Raw genomic sequence first — 23,659 nt, 5'->3', positions numbered from 1 at the left:
TTGGCGAAATATTTCCAATAGTTGAAATTTTTGGGAATTATCAAAAAACCAGAACCGTCGAATACATTTTATTTTAGAGCCAATGACTGAACAAATAGAAAAAATTAAAAAATTAATTGCCTGTTCTATTAATCCTAAACAAAAAGCAATGTATCAGCAATTGCTGGCTAAACTAGAAGCAGAAATTAAGCTGCAAGTTAAGCCAGAAGTTGAAGTAAAAACAAATCAACGACCCCCCGAACCTGTTCCAACATCCACTCTAACAGAACCTGAGCTTAACACTGAAACCAACCCTCCCCAGGAACCCGAAGAAGAACAACTTAAAACAACCTCCTTCTTTCAAGCTATTGGGATTATTAAAGGGGAAGTCACTTTAACGCCTCAAAGTTCAAGTATTAAAATTGGTGATAAGGACTATCCCCTATATATTCTGGGCAGAGGGAGATTTCTTTATGAAGGTCTCAAAAAACAAATTGAAACGACTGAAACCTCCTTTCAAAAACTCATCGTTTATCCTAAATTTTTACATTTTCCCAGCAAGGAAAAACCGCATCTGGTTGCCTTTCAGGTGGTTGCTTTTTTTTCGGAAAATAATCAAAAACAATCAACACTTGATTCAGTCTTAAAGGATTTTGAGTTTAGATTATGTGGACTATGGCAGTTTATTCCGGTTTGTCGCACACCCTGCATTAGTGTATTTAAGAATTTCTCAAAAGAACGGCTGGAGTTTATTAAAGGTAAAGATGTTGATCTCGCCAAAAAAGTTAAATTTATGAAGGCTTCCCATCTTCCTCTGCTTTGGAAAGATTCACCCGTTAAACCCTTTAGATTCAATCCTAAAATCCAAAAGGAAGAACAGGAAAAAACGTATTTTGTAGAAATTAAAGCTCGGTTTTTACCCAACAGAGATGTGTTTGGATTTGTGGAATTATTAAGTGAACCTACGACGAGTCTCCCGAAATTTCTTAAAGCTTCTAAACAAATGAAGGGGGAAGTTTTAAAACAAGCTCAATCTAAACCGCGAGAAGTGGAAACCACACCGGAGACTGAACCTGTTGAAACCGTCACAGTTGTTGATGTTGAAAGTTGGGATCACATCCCAACCTCACCGACATTGAACATTAAGGACACAAAATAGACGCACCCTGTAACGGAAAATAATTCAGCATTTAATGGATAACAATAAAACCTCCACAAACTTGATCGAGAATGTGGGGGTTTTATTGTATTGAAAATTGATCAGGATAACGACTCACAAGCTATCCCATCGTGATTTTTATCAAGTTTGAACGGATCATTAGGAAATGCCATCAAAACCTGTTGAGCCTCCGCTTGGGTTCTAAAATCACTGCAATTACAATCAGACTGGGTACAAGCGGGTAAACCTGACTGGGAATTCCCATTAACGTTTTCTGCGTTCCTCGCTTCCCTCCGAAACTTCCAAGGCATCACAGGGTTTGACTGATTCCAATATCCTAACCGTTGTTGTTTGGCTTTAACTTCAGCGTTTAAATAATTATCTTTATTATTAGAACAACCGCTTAAATATTGAGTGAAAACAACGGCTCGACCTTCAGAAACCATTTCTAAATTGATATTTCTCCCGGTGTTACTTGTTACCACTTCCCCAACGGTTCGTCCATATTTATCAGTGTCAATTTTTCGGATAGTCACTTGAGTTCCAACAGGTAAAAGCGTCTGTAACCTCTGCTTTGATTCTTCACCCCAAGGGGTTTGCTTCATTTCTGGTGCATCAATACAGCCGAGTCGAATCGTAATTGATTGATGGTTAGAATCAACTCGAATTGTGTCACCATCCCCAACACTAATAACATTTCCTAAAATTTGATGATCAAGTTGTGCTAACGCAACAGTGGGCATCAATAATATTAGCAATAATGAAGAAATTAAAGCGATCAATAATTTCATATTCACTCCTTGTTTAAAGTTCTAATTGATTAACCTTCCAGAGTCCCTCATTCCCCATCTTACCTGTTTTGGTGAACTCTTACCCGCCCCAGTGGAATATTTTACCTTAATGTATGCTACAAATTATTGATCGGGTAGCTCATCACTGTTTCCTATCCTCTATTCCCTATTTTCTTTTACCTCTGTTCCCTAGTTCTATGCACTATCGCTTAATTTTATTGCCAATTTGGAGAATGTAAGCGTTTTAATTGTTGTAAATATCGAGTAAAATAGCAGCAGTCTAAACGACTATAATTAAATTGTTCAGCGTTAATAACGCTAATTGCCCAAGCCCAAATATGAGCCGTTTGAGTTAAGGCTTGAATATGGTTTTTTTCCAGTTCCGTTAAGGGGTTAATCTCTTCATATCCTTCTACAAATGCTTCTCGAACTTTTTTGCTCAGTCCTGACTGTAAGGACACTTGTAAAAATTTGGCAATATCAAACGCTCGCCATCCATATCCACATTGATCAAAGTCAAATAATGTAATTTGATCATCCAAGGTAAAATGAGCATTCCCACTATGAGGATCACCCCAACAAATCCCCCAGAAAGGAGAAGTTTGAGGTATATTTTTCAATTGCTCTTTGAGTTGGAATACAATATCTGCTAAACAGTTTAAATCCGTTGGACGTTTTTTTAAATACGGAGCAATAATCAAGAATGAACTTTCTAATAGATAGTCTGAATTTAAAGATTGGCGCTGAACCGATGGTTTAAAGTTTAAAGCTACTTGATGAATTTTAGCAACGGTTCCTCCTAATTTTAAACTTTGGGTCATATTCAAATCTCCGAGGGCAATTTGACCCGGAGCATTAACCAGTAATACGGCATATCGTTTTCCTTCGGGCGCATTAATTTCTATGAATAATTCTCCTCCTTGGGTTCTTAATGGATAAGCAACTGAAATTTGATGATGGTGCAAAAAATCTAATAATTCTAGTTCAAATTCAATTTCCGCTCGACATCGCCAATGTTGATGGGAAATTCTTAAAAAATAACGAGAGGTTTGAGTCTTTACAAAATAAACATCGCTTAAGCCTCGATGCCAAAATTTGCATTTTTCAACCGGGTCAATCGGGTAACTCGTTAAAATTTTAGTGATTAATGCTGTTACATCTAAGGTTGAGTAACTAATGGGAAACATATTATCTTGATTCCTAATTTCAGACTCATCCTGTTTCAATTTAGGTTGATTTAAAAGCATCATATTGGTATTAGGGGGGTCGGGAATGTTCCTGAATCTAAGAGAGATGAGGACTAGGATGAAACAACCCCAATGGTTGACGATTTCTTCACTGACCCCACCAAACAACCTACAACGTGATAGATTCAGGATTTATGTTTAAGTATGATTCAAAATCAGGAAAATAGTATATTATTTATACAGAGTTTAATTTTTTTTACTGATTTAATAAAAGTCAATCTTTCTTAAGCTTTCTTTACGGATTGTGGGGTTTGAATCGCTGTTTTTTGGGCTTTGAGGAGACTATTTCTAAACTAACCTAAGAATCATAGTCTGTCAAGAATTTCAGTTAATTTTGATACAAAATTTAAGGTGACAGGGTGAGTAGGATTTTCCTTGATCCACCCTGCGGAGTTTAGGGGTAAAGGGTCTGACCTGTTGTGGAATCAAAGATGAAAATCTGATTCAAGTCAAGTTTGACGGTTAAGCGATCGCCTGGATGAATTCGCTCTTGAATCGGAACTTGAAATTGAATAGAATAGGGATTTTGAGTTGGAGAAGCAGTAAGAATCTGGGCACGAACTAAGGTTTCTCGTCCCAAAGGTTCGATCACATTTACTTCAACATTTAAGGGGACGGGTTCAAACGCCCACATATCTTGTGGTAGATCATTAACTTTTTCTGAGGATAGTGTTAATTGAATATGTTCTGGTCGAATTCCCAAATCAAATTGCTGACCTTCTTGGAGTTGTAATTTTTCTCGGATGGCGGGGGGACAAGTTAAGGATTGATTGGAAATCCAAAATAAACTATTTCCATAGGTCATGGGTAAAATATTCATGGGAGGATTTCCTAAAAAAGTTGCAACCCTGCGATTTTTAGGATGAGAATAAACCTGTTGAGGCTCACCAATTTGTTGAATTTTGCCTTGATCAAGAATCACAATTTTATCCGCTAAGGTCATTGCTTCGACTTGATCATGGGTTACATAAATCGTGGTAATTCCTAAACGTTGATGCAGTTGTTTGAGTTCTGCACGGGTATCATCCCGCAGTTGAGCATCTAAATTAGATAACGGTTCATCTAACAGAAAAACTTGAGGTTCACGGGCGATCGCTCGTCCTAATGCAACCCGTTGTTGTTGTCCGCCTGAGAGTTGTTTGGGTTTACGATTTAATAAATGTTCAATCGAGAGAGATTGAGCAACCTGTTGAATTCTTTCTTGGGTTTTAATGGCATCAACCCCTCGCATTTTTAAGCCGAAGGCTAAATTTTCAGCCACACTCAGATGAGGATACAAGGCATAATTTTGAAATACCATTGCCACATCTCGTTTCCGGGCTGGAATATCGTTAACTAATCGATTATTAATATAAATATTGCCAACTGTTGCGGTTTCTAACCCCGCAATGGTTCTTAAAATCGTTGATTTTCCACAACCTGACGGCCCGACTAATACCCAGAATTCTCCATCAGGAACTTCAAAATTAATCCCTTCAATGGCTTGGGTGGTATTATAGCGTCGGCTAATATTTTCTAAAACAACGTTGGCCATTATAATTTTAATCAAATAATAAATTTTTACGCTTCAGAATTAACCTTAACTAACTGTTCAAGTTCAGCAACAACCCGATCTAATTCTTCAATTAAAGGAGTTGTCTCTACTTGCCGAAAAGCATTAACTAAGGATCGATAATACCATAAAGTTCCTTCTTTTTTACCTGTAAATCGTTGCCAAATTTCATCCCCGATTTGACGATAATCTTTTAAAATCGATTGAGCATTATAAAGTTTATCCGCCGCCGAAACCAGCCGCACGGAAGCAGAAGTGTGGGAAATATGGGCAAGATAAGCTTCTTTTCGGTCTCGCCAAGGAGGTTTAGGGGTAAGATCTGTATCGGTACATCCCTCAACAATTTGGGCGACCGTTTCGCCAAAACGCTGTTGAATTTCGTCTCGAATTTTAGCACCTCCTTGGTCTTCGATGGCATCATGTAACAAAGCTGCGATCGCTTCTGATTCGTTAGCTCCATATTCTAAGGCAATACTCGCCACTCCCAACAGATGAGCAATATAAGGAACCCCTGAACCTTTACGAATTTGGGTCGCGTGGAGTTGGGTTGCATAAACCAACGCTTCGGTAAATTTCTCGGAAAGCATCATTAGAACATTCTGTGATTTATCTTAAGTTATCTCAAATTGATCCATTTAGTGCTTTAATGTTAAAGGCTGAAAATATTTAAGCTTTTAATTGGGTTGGTTGTGTTCAAAAATGGATCGATTTCGTGTAGAAGTAATTGCTAAAACCCCTTTTCCTCAGCAAGTGATTTATGCTGCAATGCACCAAGATTATAGCGATCAGTTTGTTGTCGAGGAACGAGAATCTTGGCCGTCGGAAGAAAAATGTGGGGAAGTTATTGTTAAGCGTTTATTGGCGGGAGAACGGGGACATTATGGGCCGTTAGAACACTGTCAAATTGTGTTTAATTGTGGTTATTTTCCCCATAGTGTGATGCAGCAAGCGAGAACTCACAGGGTTGGTATTAGTTTTGATGTTCAGTGTCTTTCATCAGATGTTGTTATTACTTTTGTTGATATTAATGGTGAAAGTTCTAAAAAATTAAAAAAGACGATTGGTGAACTTTATGATCTCTGGTATTATGGAGAGCAAGCAATTCGTGAACGTAAGATTAAAGGTAGAAATGATGAACCCCCAGGTTTCTATCGACGGGATTGTAAAAATCGTATTAGAAAAATGCGGGTTCGTAGCTTAAATGAAGAGAATAATACCTTTACTTATAATCATATTGAGGATATCGTTTTTAATGGGTTTAATCCCGTTTATCAAGTCACTCTTGCTGATGGCAAACAGTTGAAATGTACTCAAAACCATAAAATCTTAACCCCTTATGGTTGGCGAATTTTAGCTCAACTTGGGGTGGGCTCTGAGGTGCTTGTTAATGGTCAACCTTTAAAAAATGCAGATCAGACTTATCAAAATAAAGAATGGTTAGAGTCAAAGTTTTCTGAAGGACTGACTCCGAAAGAAGTCGCTGCTCTAATTGGATGTTCGGTGGAAACTGTCAAAAAGTGGGCTTACTATCATGAGTTAACCTGGCAGAAAAAACAATGGAACCAAGGGTTAAAATATAAGATTAATATTTCTGATGAAGAACGAGAACGGAGGGCAAATCATGGGAGAGCAATTACAGCGCTAAGGGTTGAAAACGGTACAATTCTAAAGGGAGAACATCATCCGTCTTGGAAACCTGATTTACCTGTGGAAAAGCGGGTTTATCATTGGCTTAAATACAACCGTCAGCGAATTCTTGAAGAAAAGGGTGAAAAATGCGCTCGATGTGGAGGAACAAGACGGCTTTCTATCCATCATATTTTAGAAGTTTCCCAGCATCCAGAACTCGCTTTTGATGAAACTAACTTAGAAGTTCTGTGTTCGCCTTGTCATACCAGACATCATAAACAGGATCGAAAAAATCCGTTATGCGCTCATCCCGTTAAAATTGTTTCAATTGAATATGTTGGAATAGAGCCAACTTATGATTTAGTCATGGCTGCTCCTCATCATAACTTTGTTGCTAATGGGGTGGTTGTTCACAACTCTTACCGCTATACTTCAGGAAAAGTATTAGCCGTCGCTGAAGGAGAAGGGGATATTGAAGACGCTTTTTATTTACGTCCAGTGGGTTATTATAGCGATCGCCAAGGGAAAAAATATTATTATTCTCCTGAACAACGGCAACAAGATTTAAACTGGTGTTTAGAAGCAGCAAAACGCTATAAAATTGATCTTGAAAATGGAATGTCCGAAGAACACGCACGGGGAAAAGTTCCCTTTGATTATCGTCAGCATTTTGTTGTTAGTTTTACCTTAAGGGCATTGTTACATTTTCTGGATTTACGCTTTAAAAAAGATGCTCAATTAGAAATCCAAAAACTTTGTGATTTAATGTGGCCCCACGTTGAAGAGTGGGTTCCTGATATTGCTCAATGGTATCAAAAGACTCGACTCGGAAAAGCCCGACTTGCCCCGTAATCATCGTAGGGGCGGGGTTCTCCCGCCCATCGCTAGTTATCAGTTTATTTCCTATTCCCCATTCGTAATTCGTAATTCGTAATTCGTAATTACCTATTCCCTGTTCCCTTTAAAAAATATGCAATTAAAAATTTTGAAACTAAATGACGAGGCAATTTTACCTCAATATGCTCATATTGGCGATGCGGGATTAGATTTATTTTCCCTGACTAATACAACAATTGAACCCGGAGAAAGTCAATTAATTCCAACAGGAATAGTCATTGAATTACCATTAGGAACAGAAGCTCAAATTCGACCGAGAAGTGGGTTGGCTTTGAAACATCAAATTACCGTTCTCAATACCCCTGGAACGATTGATGCGGGATATCGGGGAGAAATTGGAGTGATTTTGATCAATCATGGTAAAACATCCTTTAATATTACAAAAGGAATGAAAATCGCTCAAATGGTAATTGCACCCGTTTTGCGGGTTGAGATTGAAGAAGTTCAACAGTTAAGTGATACCACAAGACGCGATAATGGATTTGGGTCTACTGGATTAACCTCCACAAAACTCAACTAATTTTCACTGTTTAATTGGAATGGAAAATTCAACTGAAACCTATCAACCGCCCCTGCGACCCACTTGGGATGAGTATTTTATGATGATGGCTAAACTGGTTGCGACTCGTTCAACTTGTTTAGTCTTTCCAGTCGGTGCAGTCATTGTCAAAGATCGACAAATCGTTGCGACAGGTTATAATGGTTCCCCTTCAGGTTCCATTCACTGCACCACTCAGGGTTATTGTTATCCGGGGTTAAGTTCCTGCGATGCCAGCCCAGTGTTACCGTCTCGTGCGGTTCATGCAGAAGCGAATGCCATTGCTCAAGCCGCAAAACATGGGATTTCTTGTGGCGGAGCGAGTATTTATGTCACCTTAGAACCTTGTATTTCCTGTTTAAAATTAATTATTTCAACAGGAATTAAAGAAGTCTTTTATGAGACAATTTTTAATGATGGGGAAAAGGCAATGGTCAGGGATTTGTATATTAATGATGGGTTAGTCACCTTAAAACAGATTGATCTTTCCAAAGAAATTACTCAAAAAGGAGCTTCATTTTTATTAAATCCAACCTCGGTTTCAACAATGATTAAAGGCGAATAATAGATCAAGAATTTAAACGAATTTATGGAATTTCATAGATTAAGTTTAAGCAGGAGCCATTGGATCAGAGTTTAACATCGGAGGAGCTAAAAATTGTGAGATTGGTGATTCTGGGCGGGCCGGGTGCTGGAAAGGGAACTCAAGCTCAATTGTTGTGTCGAGATTTGGGTATTCCTTGTTTGGATATCGGTCAGATTTTAAGACAAAAAATCAAGTCTGACACGGAATTAGGCCGACAAGCAAAACCCTATGTCGAACAAGGAGAATTAGTCCCCGACGAAATCATGATTCAATTTGTCCGTCAACAATTACTAGAACCCAATGTGGCAAAGGGTTGGCTATTAGATGGTTATCCTCGCACCGCATTTCAGGCAGAAGAATTAGATTTTTTATTAGAAGATTTAGAACAACGGTTAAATTGGGCAATTTATTTCAATGTTCCAGAAACCGTTTTGAAACAGCGTTCTTTAGGTCGTTCTCGTGCGGATGATCAACCCGAAATTGTTGAGCGTCGCATTGAGTTATTTTATCAACGAACCGTTCCAATTTTAGAATATTATGAACCCAGAGGTCGCCTTTTAGATATTAATGGCGAACAATCCCCCGAACAAATTTATCAAACCCTTTGTCAACACTTAAACATTAATAGTTGACGGTTAATCGACACCCCAAACCTGATCCTAACTGCTGAATTGATTATGTGGCAACGTCCTGATTATAGAAAACCTCATCAACTCCGTCCTGTGAGTTTTGAACGAAATTTTACTCGTTTTTCCCCCGGTTCTGTGTTAGCAAAAAGTGGGGATACCCAAGTTTTATGTAGCGTTAGTATTGAACCTGGAGTCCCTAAATTTCTACAGAATACAGGACAAGGATGGTTAACAGCCGAATATCGAATGTTACCTGGAGCAACTCCCCAACGACAACCCAGAGAATTTTTAAAACTATCAGGACGCACCCAAGAAATTCAACGCTTAATTGGACGAAGTTTAAGAGCCTCCCTCGATTTAAAAGCATTAGGAGAATATACAATAACCGTTGATGCAGATGTGATTCAAGCCGATGCTGGAACCCGAACCACTGCCATTACTGGCGGGTTTATTGCCTTAGTCGATGCCTTAAATTCATTGATGCAAAAAGGGAAAATTCAACAGTTACCTATTTGTCATCAAATTGCCGCGATTTCTGTGGGATTATTAGAAGGAGAACCTTATTTAGATTTGAATTATACTGAAGATGTGGCTGCTGACATCGATTTTAATTTAGTAATGACAGAAGAATTAGAAATAATTGAACTGCAAGGAACGGCAGAATTAGGGAGTTTTAGTCGGGAACAATTAGATAAAATTTTGAATGTTGCAGAATTAGGAATTAAAGAATTATTAGAAGCTCAACGTCAAATATTAGGAGAGTTTATCCTCCTAAAAACTGGGGAATCATAAATAATAAACAGTAGATTTTTTTCTATTACCCATTCTTAAATCGTAAATCGTAAATCGTAATTCCCCTAAAAATCATCTAATAAAGAACCTAAACGTTTCAGTAAAGGATCAGCTTCTTCCATCGCTTGTTTCGAAACAGGTTCGGACTCCACAGGAGGTAATTTTGATTCAGTCATCACTACGGGTAAAGGTTGAGATTGAACTGCTTCTAAACTGATGGCAATTTCAGTTAATTTTTGGTTGAGGGATGTTTGTAACTGATTGAGTTGTTGAGTTAACTGATGAAATTGCCCATCCAAACGTTCCGTCTGAGGAGTTCGATCCTCCACTTGTACCTTTTTTTGTAAATCCGTTAAGTGATTTTGAATTTCAAATAATCGATCTTCAACGCGCTGTAAATGGGGTAAAACTGGGGGAGGATTAGAAGCAGAATTGGCAGGAGGAGGGGTTGAGGGTTCGGGAGGAGAAATTAATAGAAATTGCCACAGTGCTTGTTTACAAAGATTACTAAACGTTTGATATTTTGCCTGCGATAATTCTGTTTCAATCGCATCTAATAATGTCTGATCTGCTGGATCTTCGGTGAAAGTTACTGATTGAGTTTGTTTACGATTTGCCCACAGCATAATATCAATCCAGACCTATGATTATCCCATGATGTATTTTGGAGCCTGGCAAATTTTAACCCCAACAAGAATTAACCAGAGCCACTGATGCCTAGTGTATCAGAATTTCGATAGAGTCTGGCAAAAATTCAATCCGCCCTTTGAGCCTGTTTTCATTCCTAGGAATTCAGTCAAGGACGGGTTGAACGAACCTCACTAACGTTTGGTTAATTGAGCTTCACCATAGACAAACTGCCCTAACGCATTGGCTTTACGGGAAGGTTGAACCAGATGAGCTCTCAGACCTGCGTTTTTGAGTAGAGGTTGCAGGTCTTCCCAGAAAAATTCGCCACCGCCCCCGGTAACAACCACATCTGTTACCCGTTCAGGTAGCCATCGAACCACACGATCGCATAAATCCCGGGCAAAATTTTTGCGTAATTCAGGCACAATTTCATCTAAGTTAAAGGGTTTAACGGCTCCACGAGGACGATATAACCGTTCTCCAGCCGGTTTATGAACGGCTTCGAGTAAATAGAGAGACTGACTATCCGCCCCTTCAATTTTACTGGCGACTTCTTCGTAGAATTTACCCATAGCAAAGGTATCACTTTGGGAAACCCCTCTGGCAAAGCGGAACCGATCAACCGTTAAGAAATCAGTGGTTTGGTGACCCACATCCACAATGGCAACAGACAGATCGGCAAAATTGGGGACTGAGTTGCCGCCTTGAGCTTCCAGCCAAATCAAACTACCATAGCCTTCGGGCATGACCCGAACCAGAGGAACTGTAATTTTGATCTGTTCACCCCGATAGAACATTTCGTGGCTTCCCGCCAGTAACCGAGTGATATGTTCTTTTTCTTGCTCAAATTGGGCTTGGGAATAGAAAGGCAATCCTAGAACCACATCAATGTCGCCTTCTAGCTTGAAGTAACCGACACAAGCAAACAGTTTGATTAAAGCATCATCCACTTTGGAGGGAGTATCGGAACCATCCTTAAACAAACTGGCTCCAAAGTCAGCTGCGAGTTGACCGACGGCATAACCTAAGCCCTGATATTCTACCCAGATATCCAGTAGAGGATCTGTATTTTTAGACTCAAAGCCTCCTCCTCTAGCGGTATCAACGGTAAGAGCTTTGATATTAGAAGGAATAAAAACGACTTCGTTCGGGTTACGACTGGTGCAGGCTTTTGTTGATGTCCGACCTAAATCCAGACTTAAAATCGTTTTTTTACTACTGGTCGGCGTTTGCCGATTCAGCATGGCAGCGGCGGCTGCTGCTGCGGCTGCGGGTTGTCCAGGCTGTTTGTTACCACCTTGCATCGGAATAAATTACCTCACGGAGATTCAAGATTTATAATGCCTTATCTGTTACCAATTTCATCCGCTTTTTGAAACCTACAACAAACTTCACCCCGCTTTTTCCTTGAGAGAAAGAATTGAGTTAAGTTTATCGTGCAGATTGAGCCTGAGATATTCTATCTTGAAATCGATCAAAGATGGTTAACTCTTGAGATGAGATGTTGATCTTTGTCCGGTTGTCTTTCCTGGCTTGCTGTCTCCCCGGCTCACTGATAAGTGTCCCAAACTTTGCGATCGCTAAACTATGATATGATTCACTCGCTTATTGATCACGTCCCTGTAGGACAAATTGCCGTTTTTCTAACGGTGTGAGGATTCGAGCTTCTCGCTTGTAGAGTCAACGACCGACAACATTGAAGACAATCCCGATTAGGTGTGACTGTGGGAGTGTTAAACCGTTAACCTTACAATTTTTAATTCAGGTTTTTAGCGTGTCACGAATGGGAAAAACTTTATTTTTGCGTTGGTTGCTACCCAGTTTAACGAGCTTTTTGATCCTGACCTCTGCGGCTGAAGCTGCAAGGTTGCAATCTTGGCAATTTGAAGCGGATCAAAACCGCCTAACTTTTAGCACCGATAGTGGGGTACAACCCAAAGCTCAACTGTTGTCAAACCCCACCCGCTTAGTCATTGATTTACCCGGAACCAGCTTAGGCGGTGTCACCCGTCAACAAGCGATTGGGGGAGCGATTCGAGAAATCCGAGTCGGTCAGGTGGATGACCAAACCGCCCGAATTGTTGTCGAATTAGCCAACGGTTATACCCTCGATCCTCAACGGGTCAAATTTAGGGGAGTTTCTCCCAGCCAGTGGACAGTGGAATTGCCATCGCCTCAACCGATTGGGACACCGAACCCGAATCCGGTCGCCACAACCCCGGTACCTCGACCCACACCGCAACCAACGGTTAATCGTTCGATTCCGAATCAAGCTCAAACCAACTTAACTCAAGTTGAAGTTCGAGATAATGGCGTTGTGCTACACACCACAGGCAAAATGCCGGATATTGAATTTAAACAAAGTCAAGATCGCAGTTGGATGACGTTAGACATCCTCGGCGCCAGCTTAGCGACTCGCTCCACGACGAGTGGAAAACAGGTGAATCGAGATGGGGTAACGGTGACACAAGTGACTCAACTTTCGAGTAACCCGCCAGTGGTTCGAGTCACCCTGAGCACCCCCAAGCGAAATCAAAATTGGCAAGCGAGATCATCAGCCGGAGGGGTAGCGATTTGGCCCCAAGGGGGGACACCTCCGGCTGTTCAACTCTCGGCGGGGTTTGCAACCATCCGCTCTGTTGAACTTCGCAATCAACAACTGCAAATTCAAGCGGATCAACCGTTGAACTATTCCAGTGGTTGGGATGCTGAAACTCAGGCCTATAGTATTACATTTTTCTCTGCGAGTTTAGCCGAGGGAGTGTCTTTACCCCAACGACAGGTGGGAAGTCCGATTATTTGGACAAGGGTACGACAGGAAGACCCGGAAACTTTTACGTTATTAATTAAACCCGCGACCCGAATTGAAGTCGGACAAATTACCCAAAGTAGTCCGAAACAACTGGCTTTACCTTTTGTCGGAGAAGGGTTAGGAGTTCCGCCTAGAGGACGTACCCCCGTGGCAACAGTTCCCACTCCCAACCCTAGACCCCTACCACCACGAACGAATACGAATCCGTTACCGTTTCCTCCTCGAACGGTGACACCACCCTCTAACAATCCCCTCCCCAATAGTCGGGTCGTGGTGATTGTTGACCCTGGACATGGCGGAAGTGATGCTGGTGCAGTCGGTGTGGGAGGAGTGCGGGAAAAAGATGTTGTGTTATCGATTTCTCAACAAGTTGCCCAGATTTTGCAACAAAATGGAGTGCAAGCGGTGATGACTCGTTTGGATGATCGCACCGTTGAGTTAGAACCCCGTGTGGATACGGCTAATCGCATGAATGCCACGTTGTTTGTCAGTATTCACGCCAATGCCGCAACGAATGCAGCCGCCAGTGGGATTGAAACCTTTTACTACAGTAGTGGCGGTCGTCTCGCTCAATATATTCAAAATAGTATTATGAGCAGTTTTTCCAACCTGCCAAATCGTGGTGTCAAACAAGCGCGTTTTTATGTGCTGCGAAATACTTCCATGCCTTCGGTGTTAGTCGAAACCGGGTTTGTGACGAATAATTATGATGCCTATATGTTAGGTGATCCGGCTCAACGCAGTCGGATGGCCGAAGCGATCGCTCAAGGAATTCTCCAATATTTACGCGATAACCGATATTAACAGAATCACGGTTGAGGGTTGATCGTTGACGGGGGGCTACCAACGTCATCAGGATTTGCTATTAAGATCAGGAGATGATTAGATTAGACCTTAAAGCGACTCAACGCTTAGATTACTATGATCGAACCGTCTATTGAGGATTGACATCCCAGGTAAACAATTTAGGGGTGCGGCGATTTTACCTGAAGTCGAAAGTTTAGTTCTACCAGCCGTTAATCAACTATGCCAGGTGTACGAGTCGGGTTACTGCATTCTCTCACTGGAGCAATGGCTTATCGGGAAAAGCCTTTGCTAGAAGCCGAATTAATGACCATTGCTGATATCAATGCTCAAGGTGGCGTTTTAGGACACATCATTGAGCCGATCATTGAGGATGGAGCCTCAGACTGTTTCACCTTTGAGCGCAAAGCGAAAAAACTGATTCAACAAGATGGAATCAGCACTTTATTTGGATGTTGGACTTCAGCCAGTCGTCACGCGGTTAAGCCTTTGCTGCAAGCGTTTAATGCTCAATTATGGTATCCCGCACCCTACGAAGGATTAGAAAATTGTACCCAAATCTTCTATACCGGATTTTGTGCTAATCAACAAGTCGAATCTACGATCTGTTGGTTAGCCCAAAATCCAAAAATTCGCTGTTATTTATTGGGTTGGGATCAAGTCTTTTCCCATACCTTAAATAAATTAATAAAAGTCCACCTTAAACATTACAATATACAGGTGGTTGGTGAAGCTTATGTTCCCTCTTCAACACGAGATTTTGAACCCATTATTACTCGGATTCGGCAATCACAACCAGATATTATTTTTAATACCTTAAGAGGCGATCGCAATTTAGTATTTTATCGCCAATTTTATGAAAGTGGAATTAAAGCCTCTGAACTGCCTATTTTAGCGACTTCCCTTTCTGAGTCGGAAGTACAACTCCTTCAAGAAGCTGCCATTGGTCATTTCAGCTGTTTTAATTATTTTCAAAGTTTAAATACCCCGGAAAATCATCAATTTGTGGAAGCTTTTAAACGCCATTATGGAGAAGAACGGGTCACAAATGATGCCATGGCGACGGCTTATACTCAAATTCATTTATGGAAACAAGCGGTTGAATTAGCCGAATCTTTTGATGTCGAACGCATTCGCATTGCTGCCTACGGACAACGTTTTCTGGCTCCGGGTGGATTAGTTCATTTAGAAACCAATCATCACGTAGCGAAAGTGTGTCGAATTGGTCAAGTTTTACCGAACGGAAAATTTGATATTTTATACACCACTGAACAGCCAATTAAACCGTTACCTTGGTTGGGGTTTAATGAATCTAATTTTAATGCTTCCGATATTGTTTTTGAGTTATTGGCTGAAGTCAGTCAAGGCATAGAACGTGCGGAACAGTTAGAACAAAAATCTATCGAATTAGAAGCAACAAAGGCTCAATTACAGCAGGAAATTGAAAGGCGAAAAAAGTTTGAATTAGCCTTAAAAAAAGCCAATGAGGAGTTAGAAATAAAAGTAGAAGAACGCACGGCAGCTTTAAAAGAATCGAATGATAATTTAGTCCAAGAAATTGTGCAGCATCAACAAGCGGAAAAAGCGCTGCGTGTCGCTAGAGATCAACTGCAAACGGTATTAGATGCGGTTCCTGGTAATGTTTCGTGGATTAGTTCAGATTTACGTTATATTGAAGTTAATGATCGATTAGCCAATATGTTAAAACTCCCGAAAGAAGCATTTATCGGTCAACATATTGGATTTTTAGGAGCCAGTTCTGAATTCCAAGACTTTGTACAAGATTTATTTAATAGTCCTGAAATTGATGCTTGTCGAGAAGTTAGAACCTTCATACAAGGGGAATGGCGATATTATTTAATGGTGGCTCAGAAATATAATAATAATCAAGCGGCTTTTGTAGTAGGAATTGATATTACGGATCGAAAACAAGCTGAAGAATCTTTAATAACAGCAAAAGATCAATTACAAACGGTATTAGAAGCGGTTCCGGGTACAGTTTCTTGGATTAATTCTGATTTACAATATATTGAAGTTAATCATCGGTTAGCCGAGATTTTCAACTTACCAAGGGAAGCATTTATCGGTCAACACATTGGATTTTTAGGAGGCAGTTTTGAATTCCAAGAATTTGTAGAAGATTTATTTAATAGTCCTCATATTGATGCTTACCGCGAAGTCCGAACTAAAGTTAAAAAAAAATGGCGATATTACTTAATTGTAGCTCAAAAATATAATAATAATCAAGCAGCTTTTGTGGTAGGAATTGATATTACGGATCGAAAACAAGCTGAAGAAGCTTTACGATTAACCCAAGACCAATTAGAAGCTGTCTTAGACGTCATTCCGGGTATGGTTTCTTGGATTAGTTCAGATTTGAGGTATTTAGGCGTTAATCGTTATTTAGCTTCAACATTTGACTTAAAACCAGAAGATTTTGTGAATCAACATATTGGTTTTTTAAAAGCTAGTTTCGAGTTTAATATCTTAGTTCAAAACTTTTTTAATAGTCCCGAACGAGATGTTGATCAAGAAGTCATGGCAATGATTCAAGGTCAACCTCGGAATTATCTGATAGTGGCTCATAAATATAACAATAATCAAGCGGCTTTTTTTGTAGGAATTGATATGACCGAACGCAAACAAGCAGAAGAAGCGTTAAAACAAGCTGAAGCCAACTATCGGAGTATTTTTGAGAATGCGGTTGAAGGGATTTTTCAAACGACTCCTGAAGGATTTTATTTAAGTGCAAATCCGGCATTAGCTCGGATTTATGGCTATCATTCTCCTGAAGAATTAATCGAAAATTTAACCAAGATTCAAGAGCAATTGTATGTTGAACCTCAACGCCGTCAACAGTTTCTTCAACTGTTGGAAGAACAGGGAGAAATTGTAGGATTTGAATCTCAAATTTATCGCTTAGATGGACGGTTAACTTGGATTTCAGAAAATGCCTTTGCGGTGCGTGATGAAGCCGGAAACTTACTGTATTATGAAGGAACAGTTGAAGATATTAACGAACGAAAACAAGCCGAGGAAGCCCTACAACGGGCGATGGAAGAGTTAGAAACTCGTGTAGAAGAACGCACCGCCGCGTTACGAGAAGCGAACCATCAATTAGTTCGAGAAATTGCCGAACGCCAACGCATTGAAAACGCATTACGAGAATCAGAAGCGGAATTACGAGCGTTATTTGCCGCCATGACCGATGTCATTACAGTATTTGATGACCAAGGACGATATAAAAAGATTGTCACTACTAATTCAGAAGTATTATATAGTCCCACAGCAGAACGTTTAGGAAAAAGTGTCTTTGAAGTTTTTCCTCCTAGTCATGCCCGTTTATTTTATGAGCAAATTCAAAAAGTATTAACTACAAAGCAAACCTTAAATATTGAATATAGTTTAAATGCTACCGAATCAGAACCCGGACATCATGCCTCGAATTCCTCTGATTTTAATACAGGAGATGAAGTTTGGTTTGCGGCTACGGTTTCTCCGATGCCGGATAATTGTGTGATTTGGGTGGCTCGAAATACAACAGAACGACGCCGGGTTTTAGAAGCGTTAAAAGCAGAACGAGAAAAATCCGAACGGTTGTTATTAAATATTCTACCTCAATCGATTGCCGAACAACTCAAACAAAATCCCCATTCTATTGCAGAACGGTTTGAACAAGCCACGATTATGTTTGCGGATATTGTTGATTTTACTGGATTTTCTTCGAGAATTTCGCCTTCAGAATTAGTGGATATTCTCAATGAAATTTTTTCCGCGTTTGATGAATTAGCAGAGAAACATCATTTAGAAAAAATTAAAACCATTGGGGATTCTTATATGGTAGCTGGCGGTTTACCGAAGCCTCGTTCTGACCATGCCGAAGCAATGGCAGAAATGGCACTGGATATGCAGGCAGAAATTCAACGATTTCAACGAGAAATGAGTCAATCTTTTAACTTAAGAATTGGCATCAATACTGGCCCTGTTGTGGCGGGAGTCATTGGTACGAAAAAATTTATTTATGATTTATGGGGAGATGCGGTTAATATTGCTTCTCGCATGGAATCTCAAGGAGAAAAAGGTAAAATTCAAGTCACCGCAGCTACTAAAAATCTGTTAAATGGTAAATACCACTTTGAAGAACGGGGTTTAATTGAGGTCAAAGGTCGAGGAGAAATGCTAACTTATTGGTTAACCCAGCGTCGCTAGGGTTTCAGAGGTTGAGGCGGTTTGAGTTTGAGTTGAACTTACGGATGTATAAAAAGTGAGATTAATCTAAATTTTCCGTAAATTTACTATTGCTGAATCGCCAAAAACCGCTTATATTAACAATTGAGTCTCTGCTACCTCACTCGTAAAGCTTGATTATTTCCGCCATCTTAGCGGATGAATTTTGCTACTGTTAAAAATATTCTGATTCCCGCTATCAATTATCTTGGGTTGAGTTTAAAAAAATCCTAAATCCACAATTAACAAATTGTAGCTAAAAGCAAAACTTTGTTAATTAGGGTTCTAAACCTATCTATAAATAGATGATTGATACAATTCTTGGTCAACGGATTTTAATCCCGACACAATTTACTGGGGTTGTCACCATTGAAGCGGCTGATTTAATCGAAGATGCTGTGCTTTTACAAGTCCGTACCGCGAGTGGAGAACTGCGAGAAGCCATCCTCAGCGTTGCAGAAATTGAAACCCTGCTAAGTCAACCCCAAAGCGTTTCTACTCAAACCGTTGATGGTAATGCTTTTTTTCTATTTATTGAATCAACCCGTATTAAAACAGCTTTTGCCTATGACCCCCACTTTGCGGTTAGCTTAAGTGGAGTTCGACCCCTTCCCCACCAATTAGAAGCGGTTTATGAACGCATTCTCCCCCAAGTTAGATTACGGTTTCTGTTAGCAGATGACCCTGGGGCTGGTAAAACCATTATGACCGGGTTATTAATTAAAGAATTAAAATTACGGGGTGTAATTGAACGAGTTTTAATTTTGACTCCAGCGCCGTTAACGACTCAATGGCAGGATGAACTTAAAAACAAATTTGCTGAAACCTATGAAGTAATCACCTCAACTTTGGCAAAAAATCAACTAGCTGGCAACCCTTGGGAGCGGTTTCGTCAATGTATTGCTTCGATTGATTTTGCGAAACGAGAAGATGTGATTCTGGGGCTGTTACAAGTTGATTGGGATTTAGTAATTATTGATGAAGCCCATAAATGTTCTGCTCGAACCCAAGGAGATGAACTGCGGCGCACTGGACGCTATAAATTAGCAGAAGAACTCTCCAAAATCACAGAAAGAATTATTTTGCTAACGGCTACACCCCACCAAGGAGATGTCAATCAATTTCATAACTTTTTACGCTTATTAGACCCGGAACAATTTATTTCTAATACTATTAATCCCGATTTACTTCGATTAGAAAATAGTCCTTGGTTTTTACGACGAATTAAAGAAGAACTGCGAGATTTTAATGGAAAAAAATTGTTTAAACAACGCCATGCTATTACCGTTTCCTTTTCCCTATCTCCGGCTGAAGAATCTCTGTATCACCAAGTCACCCAATATATTAACCGCTATTTAGGGAAAACCCCAGGACGGAAACAAGCCGCCGTTGCTTTAGCGCGAACGGTATTACAACGACGGTTAGCGAGTAGTTTAAACGCCATTCTCAATTCCTTAAAAAAACGACAACAACGGTTTTCAGATTTATTAGAAGAATTAGAACAACTTCCGCCCCAAGACCAACGCCAACGGTTAATTAACTTAGGAAAACCTGTTGATAGTGAAGTAGAATCTGATGATTGTTCTGAAGAAGATTTAGAAGATTTTGCCGTTGAATTAACCTTAGCGGAACAATTAGAACAATTACGAGAAGAATTACGGGAACTCAAACGCTTGGTTAAATTAGCCCAAGAAACAATAGCACAAGGGAAAGAATGTAAACTCAATGAATTAGAAAACTGTTTAAAACGCAGTGAATTTAGCGAGTTAAAAGATGGACGGGGAAAACTGTTAATTTTTACCGAACATCGAGACACCTTAGAATATCTGAAAAAAAATCTGAATGCTTGGGGTTATAGTACCTGTGAAATTCATGGGGGGATGAATGTTATCCAACGAAAAGAAGCCCAAAAAGATTTTCGGTCTAATCAACAAATTTGTCTTGCTACCGAAGCGGCTGGAGAAGGAATTAACCTACAATTTTGTCGGTTAATGATTAATTATGACATTCCCTGGAACCCTAACCGTTTAGAACAACGCATGGGACGAATTCACCGCATTGGACAGGAACATGAAGTTTATATTTTTAACTTGGTTTCAATTAAAACAGTAGAAGGACGGGTTTTAAATAAATTATTAACCAAATTAGAAGAAATTAAAAATGCGATGGGGGATAGGGTTTTTGATGTGATAGGTCAACTGTTACAAGTCAATGAAATTCGCTTTGAGGATTTAGTTCGAGAAGCGACTTACTCCCAAACGAACGAAAATAAAGCCATAGAAACCATTGACCATATTGCGACTGAACGCTTACAAGCCTTAGAACAAGCGACGGGATTAGCCTTAGCCACATCCCATGTCGATTTAAGTCAAATCTGCACAACAAAAACCCAGGATTATCATTCAGAAGAACAACGGTTAATGCCTTATTATGTGGAAGAATTTTTCCAGAAAGCTTGTCATTATTTGCGGGTCAATTTAGAAGTCAGAGCCGATGGTTTATGGCGAATTCCTTATGTTAAAGAAGAATTTCGCTCCGAACAGTTAGAAGCTGTCAGACGGTTAGGAACGCCGGATAAAAATTATGCAAAATTGACGTTTTACAAACAACATTTAGAAACAACTCATCATCAAGATGCAGAATTTCTCTCCCCTGGACATTGCCTATTTGCAGCTATAGCAGAACGCTTAGACCGACAACTGAAAGAAAAAGTGGGACAACAAACGGCTATTTTTACCGATACTGATACAGATACCCCCTATCGAATTCACTTTTTTAAGGTACAAATTGAAGGACAAACCAGTCACGGAGAACCGCAAATTCTCAACGCCCGACTCACTGCATTAGCTGAACAATTATCGGGTGAACTGAGTTTAATCGCGGCGGATAGTTTGCATGATTTATCCCCAACTCCCCTGGGGTTTGTTCCAGAGTCCGAGAACATTCTGCACCCCCTGACGCCAATAGAACAGCAAAAACTGGAAAGTGTGTTAAAAGTGAAAGTTCAACGAGCTTTAATGGAGGAATCTCGCAGCCAACGGCAACGAGAGTTACAAATTCGGCAAGATTATCTCAAAAAGTCGATGGACATGGCTCTTCGGGAAGCTCAACTCACTCAAATGAGATTAGCGGCTAAAGTAGCCCAGGGGGATGAAACTTATCGGGTGGCACGGGATAGCGCCCAAAACAAAGTTCGCACCCTGCAAGAACGGTATAAAACCAAACAAACCGAACTGGATTATCTGCAAATTGTCCGACCCGGACGGGTGATGTACTTGGGAACGGCGCTGGTGTATCCCACTCCCCAGGAAACCTTAACGCCGATGATGCGAAATGACCCAGAGGTGGAAGCTTTTGCTATACAGTTCGTGATGGACTATGAACGCCAGCAGGGATGGCAACCAGAGGATATCAGTCATTATCACGATGGCAGTGGTTTTGATATTCGCAGTATTGGGCCGAGTCCTGACAATTTGCAACCGCCTCCGGTGCGACGCATTGAAGTGAAGGGACGGGCACAATTCGGGCAAGGAGTGTCATTAACGGCCAATGAATGGCGCAAAGCTTTACAGTTGGGGGATTCTTATTGGTTATATGTGGTTTGGGGATGTCATACGTCTAACCCAGAGTTACTGAGAATTCCTAACCCAACTCAGGTTTTAGCGAGGGATGCGAAGGAAATTCAGCAGGTGACTCGTTATTTAGTGGAGGGGGAAGCCTTACAACGAAATGCGCTGATAGAGTGAAAAATGCTTTACCGGGTTTGGTGAGAATCCGTTAAACTAATAACGAAAACCTATTGTTCATTCACCTTTGATTCAAAGCTTTGGCGATAAACGAACTGAGGATTTATTTCAAGGGATTTCTAATCGAGAAACTCGGAAATTTCTGGCAGATTTAATTAAAGTAGCGGTGCGAAAACTGGATATGTTGAATGCGGCTTATCAATTGGAGGATTTACGTTCGCCACCGGGCAATCGTTTAGAAGCTTTAAAAGGCGATTTAAAAGGCTTTTATAGTATCCGAATTAATGAGCAATGGCGGATTATTTTTCAATGGCAAAATGGCAATGTTTTGGCTGTAAAAATTGTTGATTACCATGATTAAATTATCTATGTTACCTCGAAATAGAATTCCAACTCATCCTGGGGAAATTTTATCGGAGGAATTTTTAATTCCTTTAAGTTTAACTCAAGTGGCTTTAGCAGAACATTTGGGGGTTCCGGTACAACGAATTAATGAAATTGTTAAAGGAAAACGAGGGATAACACCGGAAACGGCTTGGTTATTCGCTCAAGCATTCCAAACCTCTCCTGAGTTTTGGATGAATTTACAAATCCAATATGATTTGACTTTAAATCAACCTAAAATAAAAACACCACCCATTATTTTATCCCCAGGTTAAAACTTTTTTAGATTTCCTAACGACCCAAAGAAACCGGGTTTTTCCGAAAATACTTCGTTGTGACCCACATATTTTCTAAAAAACCCGGTTTATCGGCCCCCATCTGTCAGTCTTACCTAACTTTTTAATTCCTAATTCCCATGAACCCAGAACGCCGTTTAATTGAAGATTTTATCCCCATTCGAGAAATATCTGCTGAATCTGCTAGAGAAAAATCCATTAGAAAGGGTCATATTTCAACGCTGCATTTATGGTGGGCGAGACGGCCATTAGTGGCGGCGAGGGCTGCGGTTTTTGCTTCGTTAGTGGCGGCGCCCGAAACCCACCAAAAACGCACGGCTTTGAAACAATTTATGATTGATTTATGTAAATGGGAAACGGGAACTCCGACCTTAGAAAAAGCTAGAAAACAAATTTTAGAAGCGCAAAAAATTAGATTAAATTTACCGGAAAATACTCCCTTAGATGAAGTCCCACCACCGAAGGTTTTAGATATGTTTGCGGGGGGTGGAGCAATTCCGTTAGAGGCGTTACGGTTAGGGTGTGAAACCTATGCAGTTGATTTAAACCCAGTTGCTCATATTATTGAATTGTGTACGTTAGTTTATCCGCAAAAATATGGGAATAAATTGGCGGATGAGGTGGAAAAATGGGGCAATTGGGTGATTGAAAAGGTGAGGGATGAAATCGGGGATTTATATCCAGAAATTCGGGTGGGAGAGGTTTTAGTTCCAGAAGGTGAACAGTTAAATTTATTTACTCAATCTCAACCCCAACAGTGTAGAGACGCGCCATGGCACGTCTCTACTCCGGTTGCTTATTTATGGACTAGAACGGTTAAATGTCCGAACCCTAGTTGTGGGGCGACGGTTCCTTTAGTCCGACAAACTTGGTTATGTAAAAAAAGTAAAAAGTATGTAGCTTTGCAGGTTATTCCGAATTATGAAACGAAGACAGTAGAGTTTAAAGTTGTTGAATCTAC

The 23,659-nt window shown here is 40.2% G+C and carries 18 protein-coding genes; 12 read left to right on the top strand and 6 right to left on the bottom strand.

What is annotated here, in order from left to right; all coding sequences use genetic code 11:
* Positions 1 to 82 precede the first annotated feature (82 nt).
* Positions 83 to 1,138: a hypothetical protein gene (locus ACKPEB_RS10165; protein ID WP_408964764.1), complete on the top strand. Its 1,056-nt coding sequence runs from the start codon at positions 83 to 85 to the stop codon at positions 1,136 to 1,138.
* 101 nt (positions 1,139 to 1,239) lie between these two features.
* Here the strand turns inward: ACKPEB_RS10165 and ACKPEB_RS10160 are convergent, their stop codons facing one another.
* From ACKPEB_RS10160 to ACKPEB_RS10145, 4 genes are all read right to left on the bottom strand, one after another.
* Positions 1,240 to 1,929 carry a thermonuclease family protein gene (locus ACKPEB_RS10160; RefSeq protein ID WP_408964763.1) on the bottom strand — a complete coding sequence of 230 codons (690 nt, stop codon included), beginning with the start codon at positions 1,927 to 1,929 and terminating at the stop codon, positions 1,240 to 1,242.
* Between the two features lie 215 nt (positions 1,930 to 2,144).
* Positions 2,145 to 3,179 (bottom strand): phosphotransferase, encoded by a 1,035-nt coding sequence (locus ACKPEB_RS10155; RefSeq protein WP_408964762.1) that lies wholly within the window; start codon positions 3,177 to 3,179, stop codon positions 2,145 to 2,147.
* 391 nt (positions 3,180 to 3,570) lie between these two features.
* Entirely contained in the window at positions 3,571 to 4,710 is a 1,140-nt protein-coding gene (locus ACKPEB_RS10150; protein ID WP_408964761.1) for an ABC transporter ATP-binding protein, read from the bottom strand.
* Between the two features lie 26 nt (positions 4,711 to 4,736).
* Positions 4,737 to 5,318 carry an HD domain-containing protein gene (locus ACKPEB_RS10145; protein WP_408964760.1) on the bottom strand — a complete coding sequence of 194 codons (582 nt, stop codon included), beginning with the start codon at positions 5,316 to 5,318 and terminating at the stop codon, positions 4,737 to 4,739.
* 109 nt (positions 5,319 to 5,427) lie between these two features.
* On the opposite strand from ACKPEB_RS10145, the gene ACKPEB_RS10140 reads away from it, so the two are divergent.
* The 5 genes from ACKPEB_RS10140 (at position 5,428) to rph (ending at position 9,799) form a co-directional block, all read left to right on the top strand.
* A complete protein-coding gene (locus ACKPEB_RS10140; protein ID WP_408964759.1) occupies positions 5,428 to 7,209 on the top strand; it encodes an FAD-dependent thymidylate synthase in 1,782 nt (593 codons plus the stop codon).
* A 118-nt stretch (positions 7,210 to 7,327) separates the two neighbouring features.
* Positions 7,328 to 7,774 carry a dUTP diphosphatase gene (gene dut, locus ACKPEB_RS10135; RefSeq protein WP_408964758.1) on the top strand — a complete coding sequence of 149 codons (447 nt, stop codon included), beginning with the start codon at positions 7,328 to 7,330 and terminating at the stop codon, positions 7,772 to 7,774.
* Positions 7,775 to 7,793: 19 nt separating this feature from the next.
* The gene (locus tag ACKPEB_RS10130) at positions 7,794 to 8,357 is read left to right on the top strand and encodes a deoxycytidylate deaminase (protein ID WP_408964757.1); all 564 of its coding nucleotides are present in this window, start codon (positions 7,794 to 7,796) and stop codon (positions 8,355 to 8,357) included.
* 95 nt (positions 8,358 to 8,452) lie between these two features.
* Positions 8,453 to 9,010: an adenylate kinase gene (locus ACKPEB_RS10125; protein ID WP_408964756.1), complete on the top strand. Its 558-nt coding sequence runs from the start codon at positions 8,453 to 8,455 to the stop codon at positions 9,008 to 9,010.
* 42 nt (positions 9,011 to 9,052) lie between these two features.
* Positions 9,053 to 9,799: a ribonuclease PH gene (rph, locus tag ACKPEB_RS10120; protein ID WP_408964778.1), complete on the top strand. Its 747-nt coding sequence runs from the start codon at positions 9,053 to 9,055 to the stop codon at positions 9,797 to 9,799.
* Positions 9,800 to 9,864: 65 nt separating this feature from the next.
* Here rph and ACKPEB_RS10115 read toward each other — a convergent pair whose 3' ends face one another.
* Both ACKPEB_RS10115 and ACKPEB_RS10110 read right to left on the bottom strand, forming a co-directional pair.
* Positions 9,865 to 10,425 (bottom strand): hypothetical protein, encoded by a 561-nt coding sequence (locus ACKPEB_RS10115; protein WP_408964755.1) that lies wholly within the window; start codon positions 10,423 to 10,425, stop codon positions 9,865 to 9,867.
* A gap of 195 nt (positions 10,426 to 10,620) precedes the next feature.
* Positions 10,621 to 11,673 carry a ParM/StbA family protein gene (locus ACKPEB_RS10110; protein WP_408964777.1) on the bottom strand — a complete coding sequence of 351 codons (1,053 nt, stop codon included), beginning with the start codon at positions 11,671 to 11,673 and terminating at the stop codon, positions 10,621 to 10,623.
* Positions 11,674 to 12,212: 539 nt separating this feature from the next.
* On the opposite strand from ACKPEB_RS10110, the gene ACKPEB_RS10105 reads away from it, so the two are divergent.
* From ACKPEB_RS10105 to ACKPEB_RS10080, 6 genes are all read left to right on the top strand, one after another.
* Positions 12,213 to 14,045, top strand: a complete 1,833-nt coding sequence (locus ACKPEB_RS10105) for an N-acetylmuramoyl-L-alanine amidase (RefSeq protein WP_408964754.1) — start codon at positions 12,213 to 12,215, stop codon at positions 14,043 to 14,045.
* Positions 14,046 to 14,267: 222 nt separating this feature from the next.
* Positions 14,268 to 18,254, top strand: a complete 3,987-nt coding sequence (locus ACKPEB_RS10100; protein ID WP_408964753.1) for a transporter substrate-binding protein — start codon at positions 14,268 to 14,270, stop codon at positions 18,252 to 18,254.
* 323 nt (positions 18,255 to 18,577) lie between these two features.
* Entirely contained in the window at positions 18,578 to 22,018 is a 3,441-nt protein-coding gene (locus ACKPEB_RS10095) for a helicase-related protein (protein WP_408964752.1), read from the top strand.
* Positions 22,019 to 22,085: 67 nt separating this feature from the next.
* The gene (locus ACKPEB_RS10090; protein ID WP_408964751.1) at positions 22,086 to 22,379 is read left to right on the top strand and encodes a type II toxin-antitoxin system RelE/ParE family toxin; all 294 of its coding nucleotides are present in this window, start codon (positions 22,086 to 22,088) and stop codon (positions 22,377 to 22,379) included.
* Entirely contained in the window at positions 22,372 to 22,677 is a 306-nt protein-coding gene (locus tag ACKPEB_RS10085; RefSeq protein ID WP_254171830.1) for a HigA family addiction module antitoxin, read from the top strand. Before ACKPEB_RS10090 ends, ACKPEB_RS10085 begins: the two co-directional genes overlap by 8 nt.
* A 140-nt stretch (positions 22,678 to 22,817) precedes the next feature.
* Positions 22,818 to 23,659, top strand: an 842-nt coding sequence (locus ACKPEB_RS10080) for a DUF1156 domain-containing protein (protein WP_408964750.1), incomplete at its 3' end; no start/stop codon positions are given.

This window comes from Planktothrix sp., from assembly GCF_046067725.1.
GTDB lineage: Bacteria > Cyanobacteriota > Cyanobacteriia > Cyanobacteriales > Microcoleaceae > Planktothrix.
Note: the sequence above shows the minus strand (reverse complement) of the source record. Positions and strands in the feature narration are given on the sequence as shown.

Excerpts from the sequence above, each read along its gene's own strand:
- ACKPEB_RS10165 (WP_408964764.1), top strand. The coding sequence starts at position 83 with ATGACTGAACAAATAGAAAAAATTAAAAAATTAATTGCCTGTTCTATT.
- ACKPEB_RS10160 (WP_408964763.1), bottom strand. The coding sequence starts at position 1,929 with ATGAAATTATTGATCGCTTTAATTTCTTCATTATTGCTAATATTATTG.
- ACKPEB_RS10155 (WP_408964762.1), bottom strand. The coding sequence starts at position 3,179 with ATGATGCTTTTAAATCAACCTAAATTGAAACAGGATGAGTCTGAAATT.
- ACKPEB_RS10150 (WP_408964761.1), bottom strand. The coding sequence starts at position 4,710 with ATGGCCAACGTTGTTTTAGAAAATATTAGCCGACGCTATAATACCACC.
- ACKPEB_RS10145 (WP_408964760.1), bottom strand. The coding sequence starts at position 5,318 with ATGATGCTTTCCGAGAAATTTACCGAAGCGTTGGTTTATGCAACCCAA.
- ACKPEB_RS10140 (WP_408964759.1), top strand. The coding sequence starts at position 5,428 with ATGGATCGATTTCGTGTAGAAGTAATTGCTAAAACCCCTTTTCCTCAG.
- dut (WP_408964758.1), top strand. The coding sequence starts at position 7,328 with ATGCAATTAAAAATTTTGAAACTAAATGACGAGGCAATTTTACCTCAA.
- ACKPEB_RS10130 (WP_408964757.1), top strand. The coding sequence starts at position 7,794 with ATGGAAAATTCAACTGAAACCTATCAACCGCCCCTGCGACCCACTTGG.
- ACKPEB_RS10115 (WP_408964755.1), bottom strand. The coding sequence starts at position 10,425 with ATGCTGTGGGCAAATCGTAAACAAACTCAATCAGTAACTTTCACCGAA.
- ACKPEB_RS10110 (WP_408964777.1), bottom strand. The coding sequence starts at position 11,673 with ATGCTGAATCGGCAAACGCCGACCAGTAGTAAAAAAACGATTTTAAGT.
- ACKPEB_RS10105 (WP_408964754.1), top strand. The coding sequence starts at position 12,213 with ATGGGAAAAACTTTATTTTTGCGTTGGTTGCTACCCAGTTTAACGAGC.
- ACKPEB_RS10100 (WP_408964753.1), top strand. The coding sequence starts at position 14,268 with ATGCCAGGTGTACGAGTCGGGTTACTGCATTCTCTCACTGGAGCAATG.
- ACKPEB_RS10095 (WP_408964752.1), top strand. The coding sequence starts at position 18,578 with ATGATTGATACAATTCTTGGTCAACGGATTTTAATCCCGACACAATTT.
- ACKPEB_RS10085 (WP_254171830.1), top strand. The coding sequence starts at position 22,372 with ATGATTAAATTATCTATGTTACCTCGAAATAGAATTCCAACTCATCCT.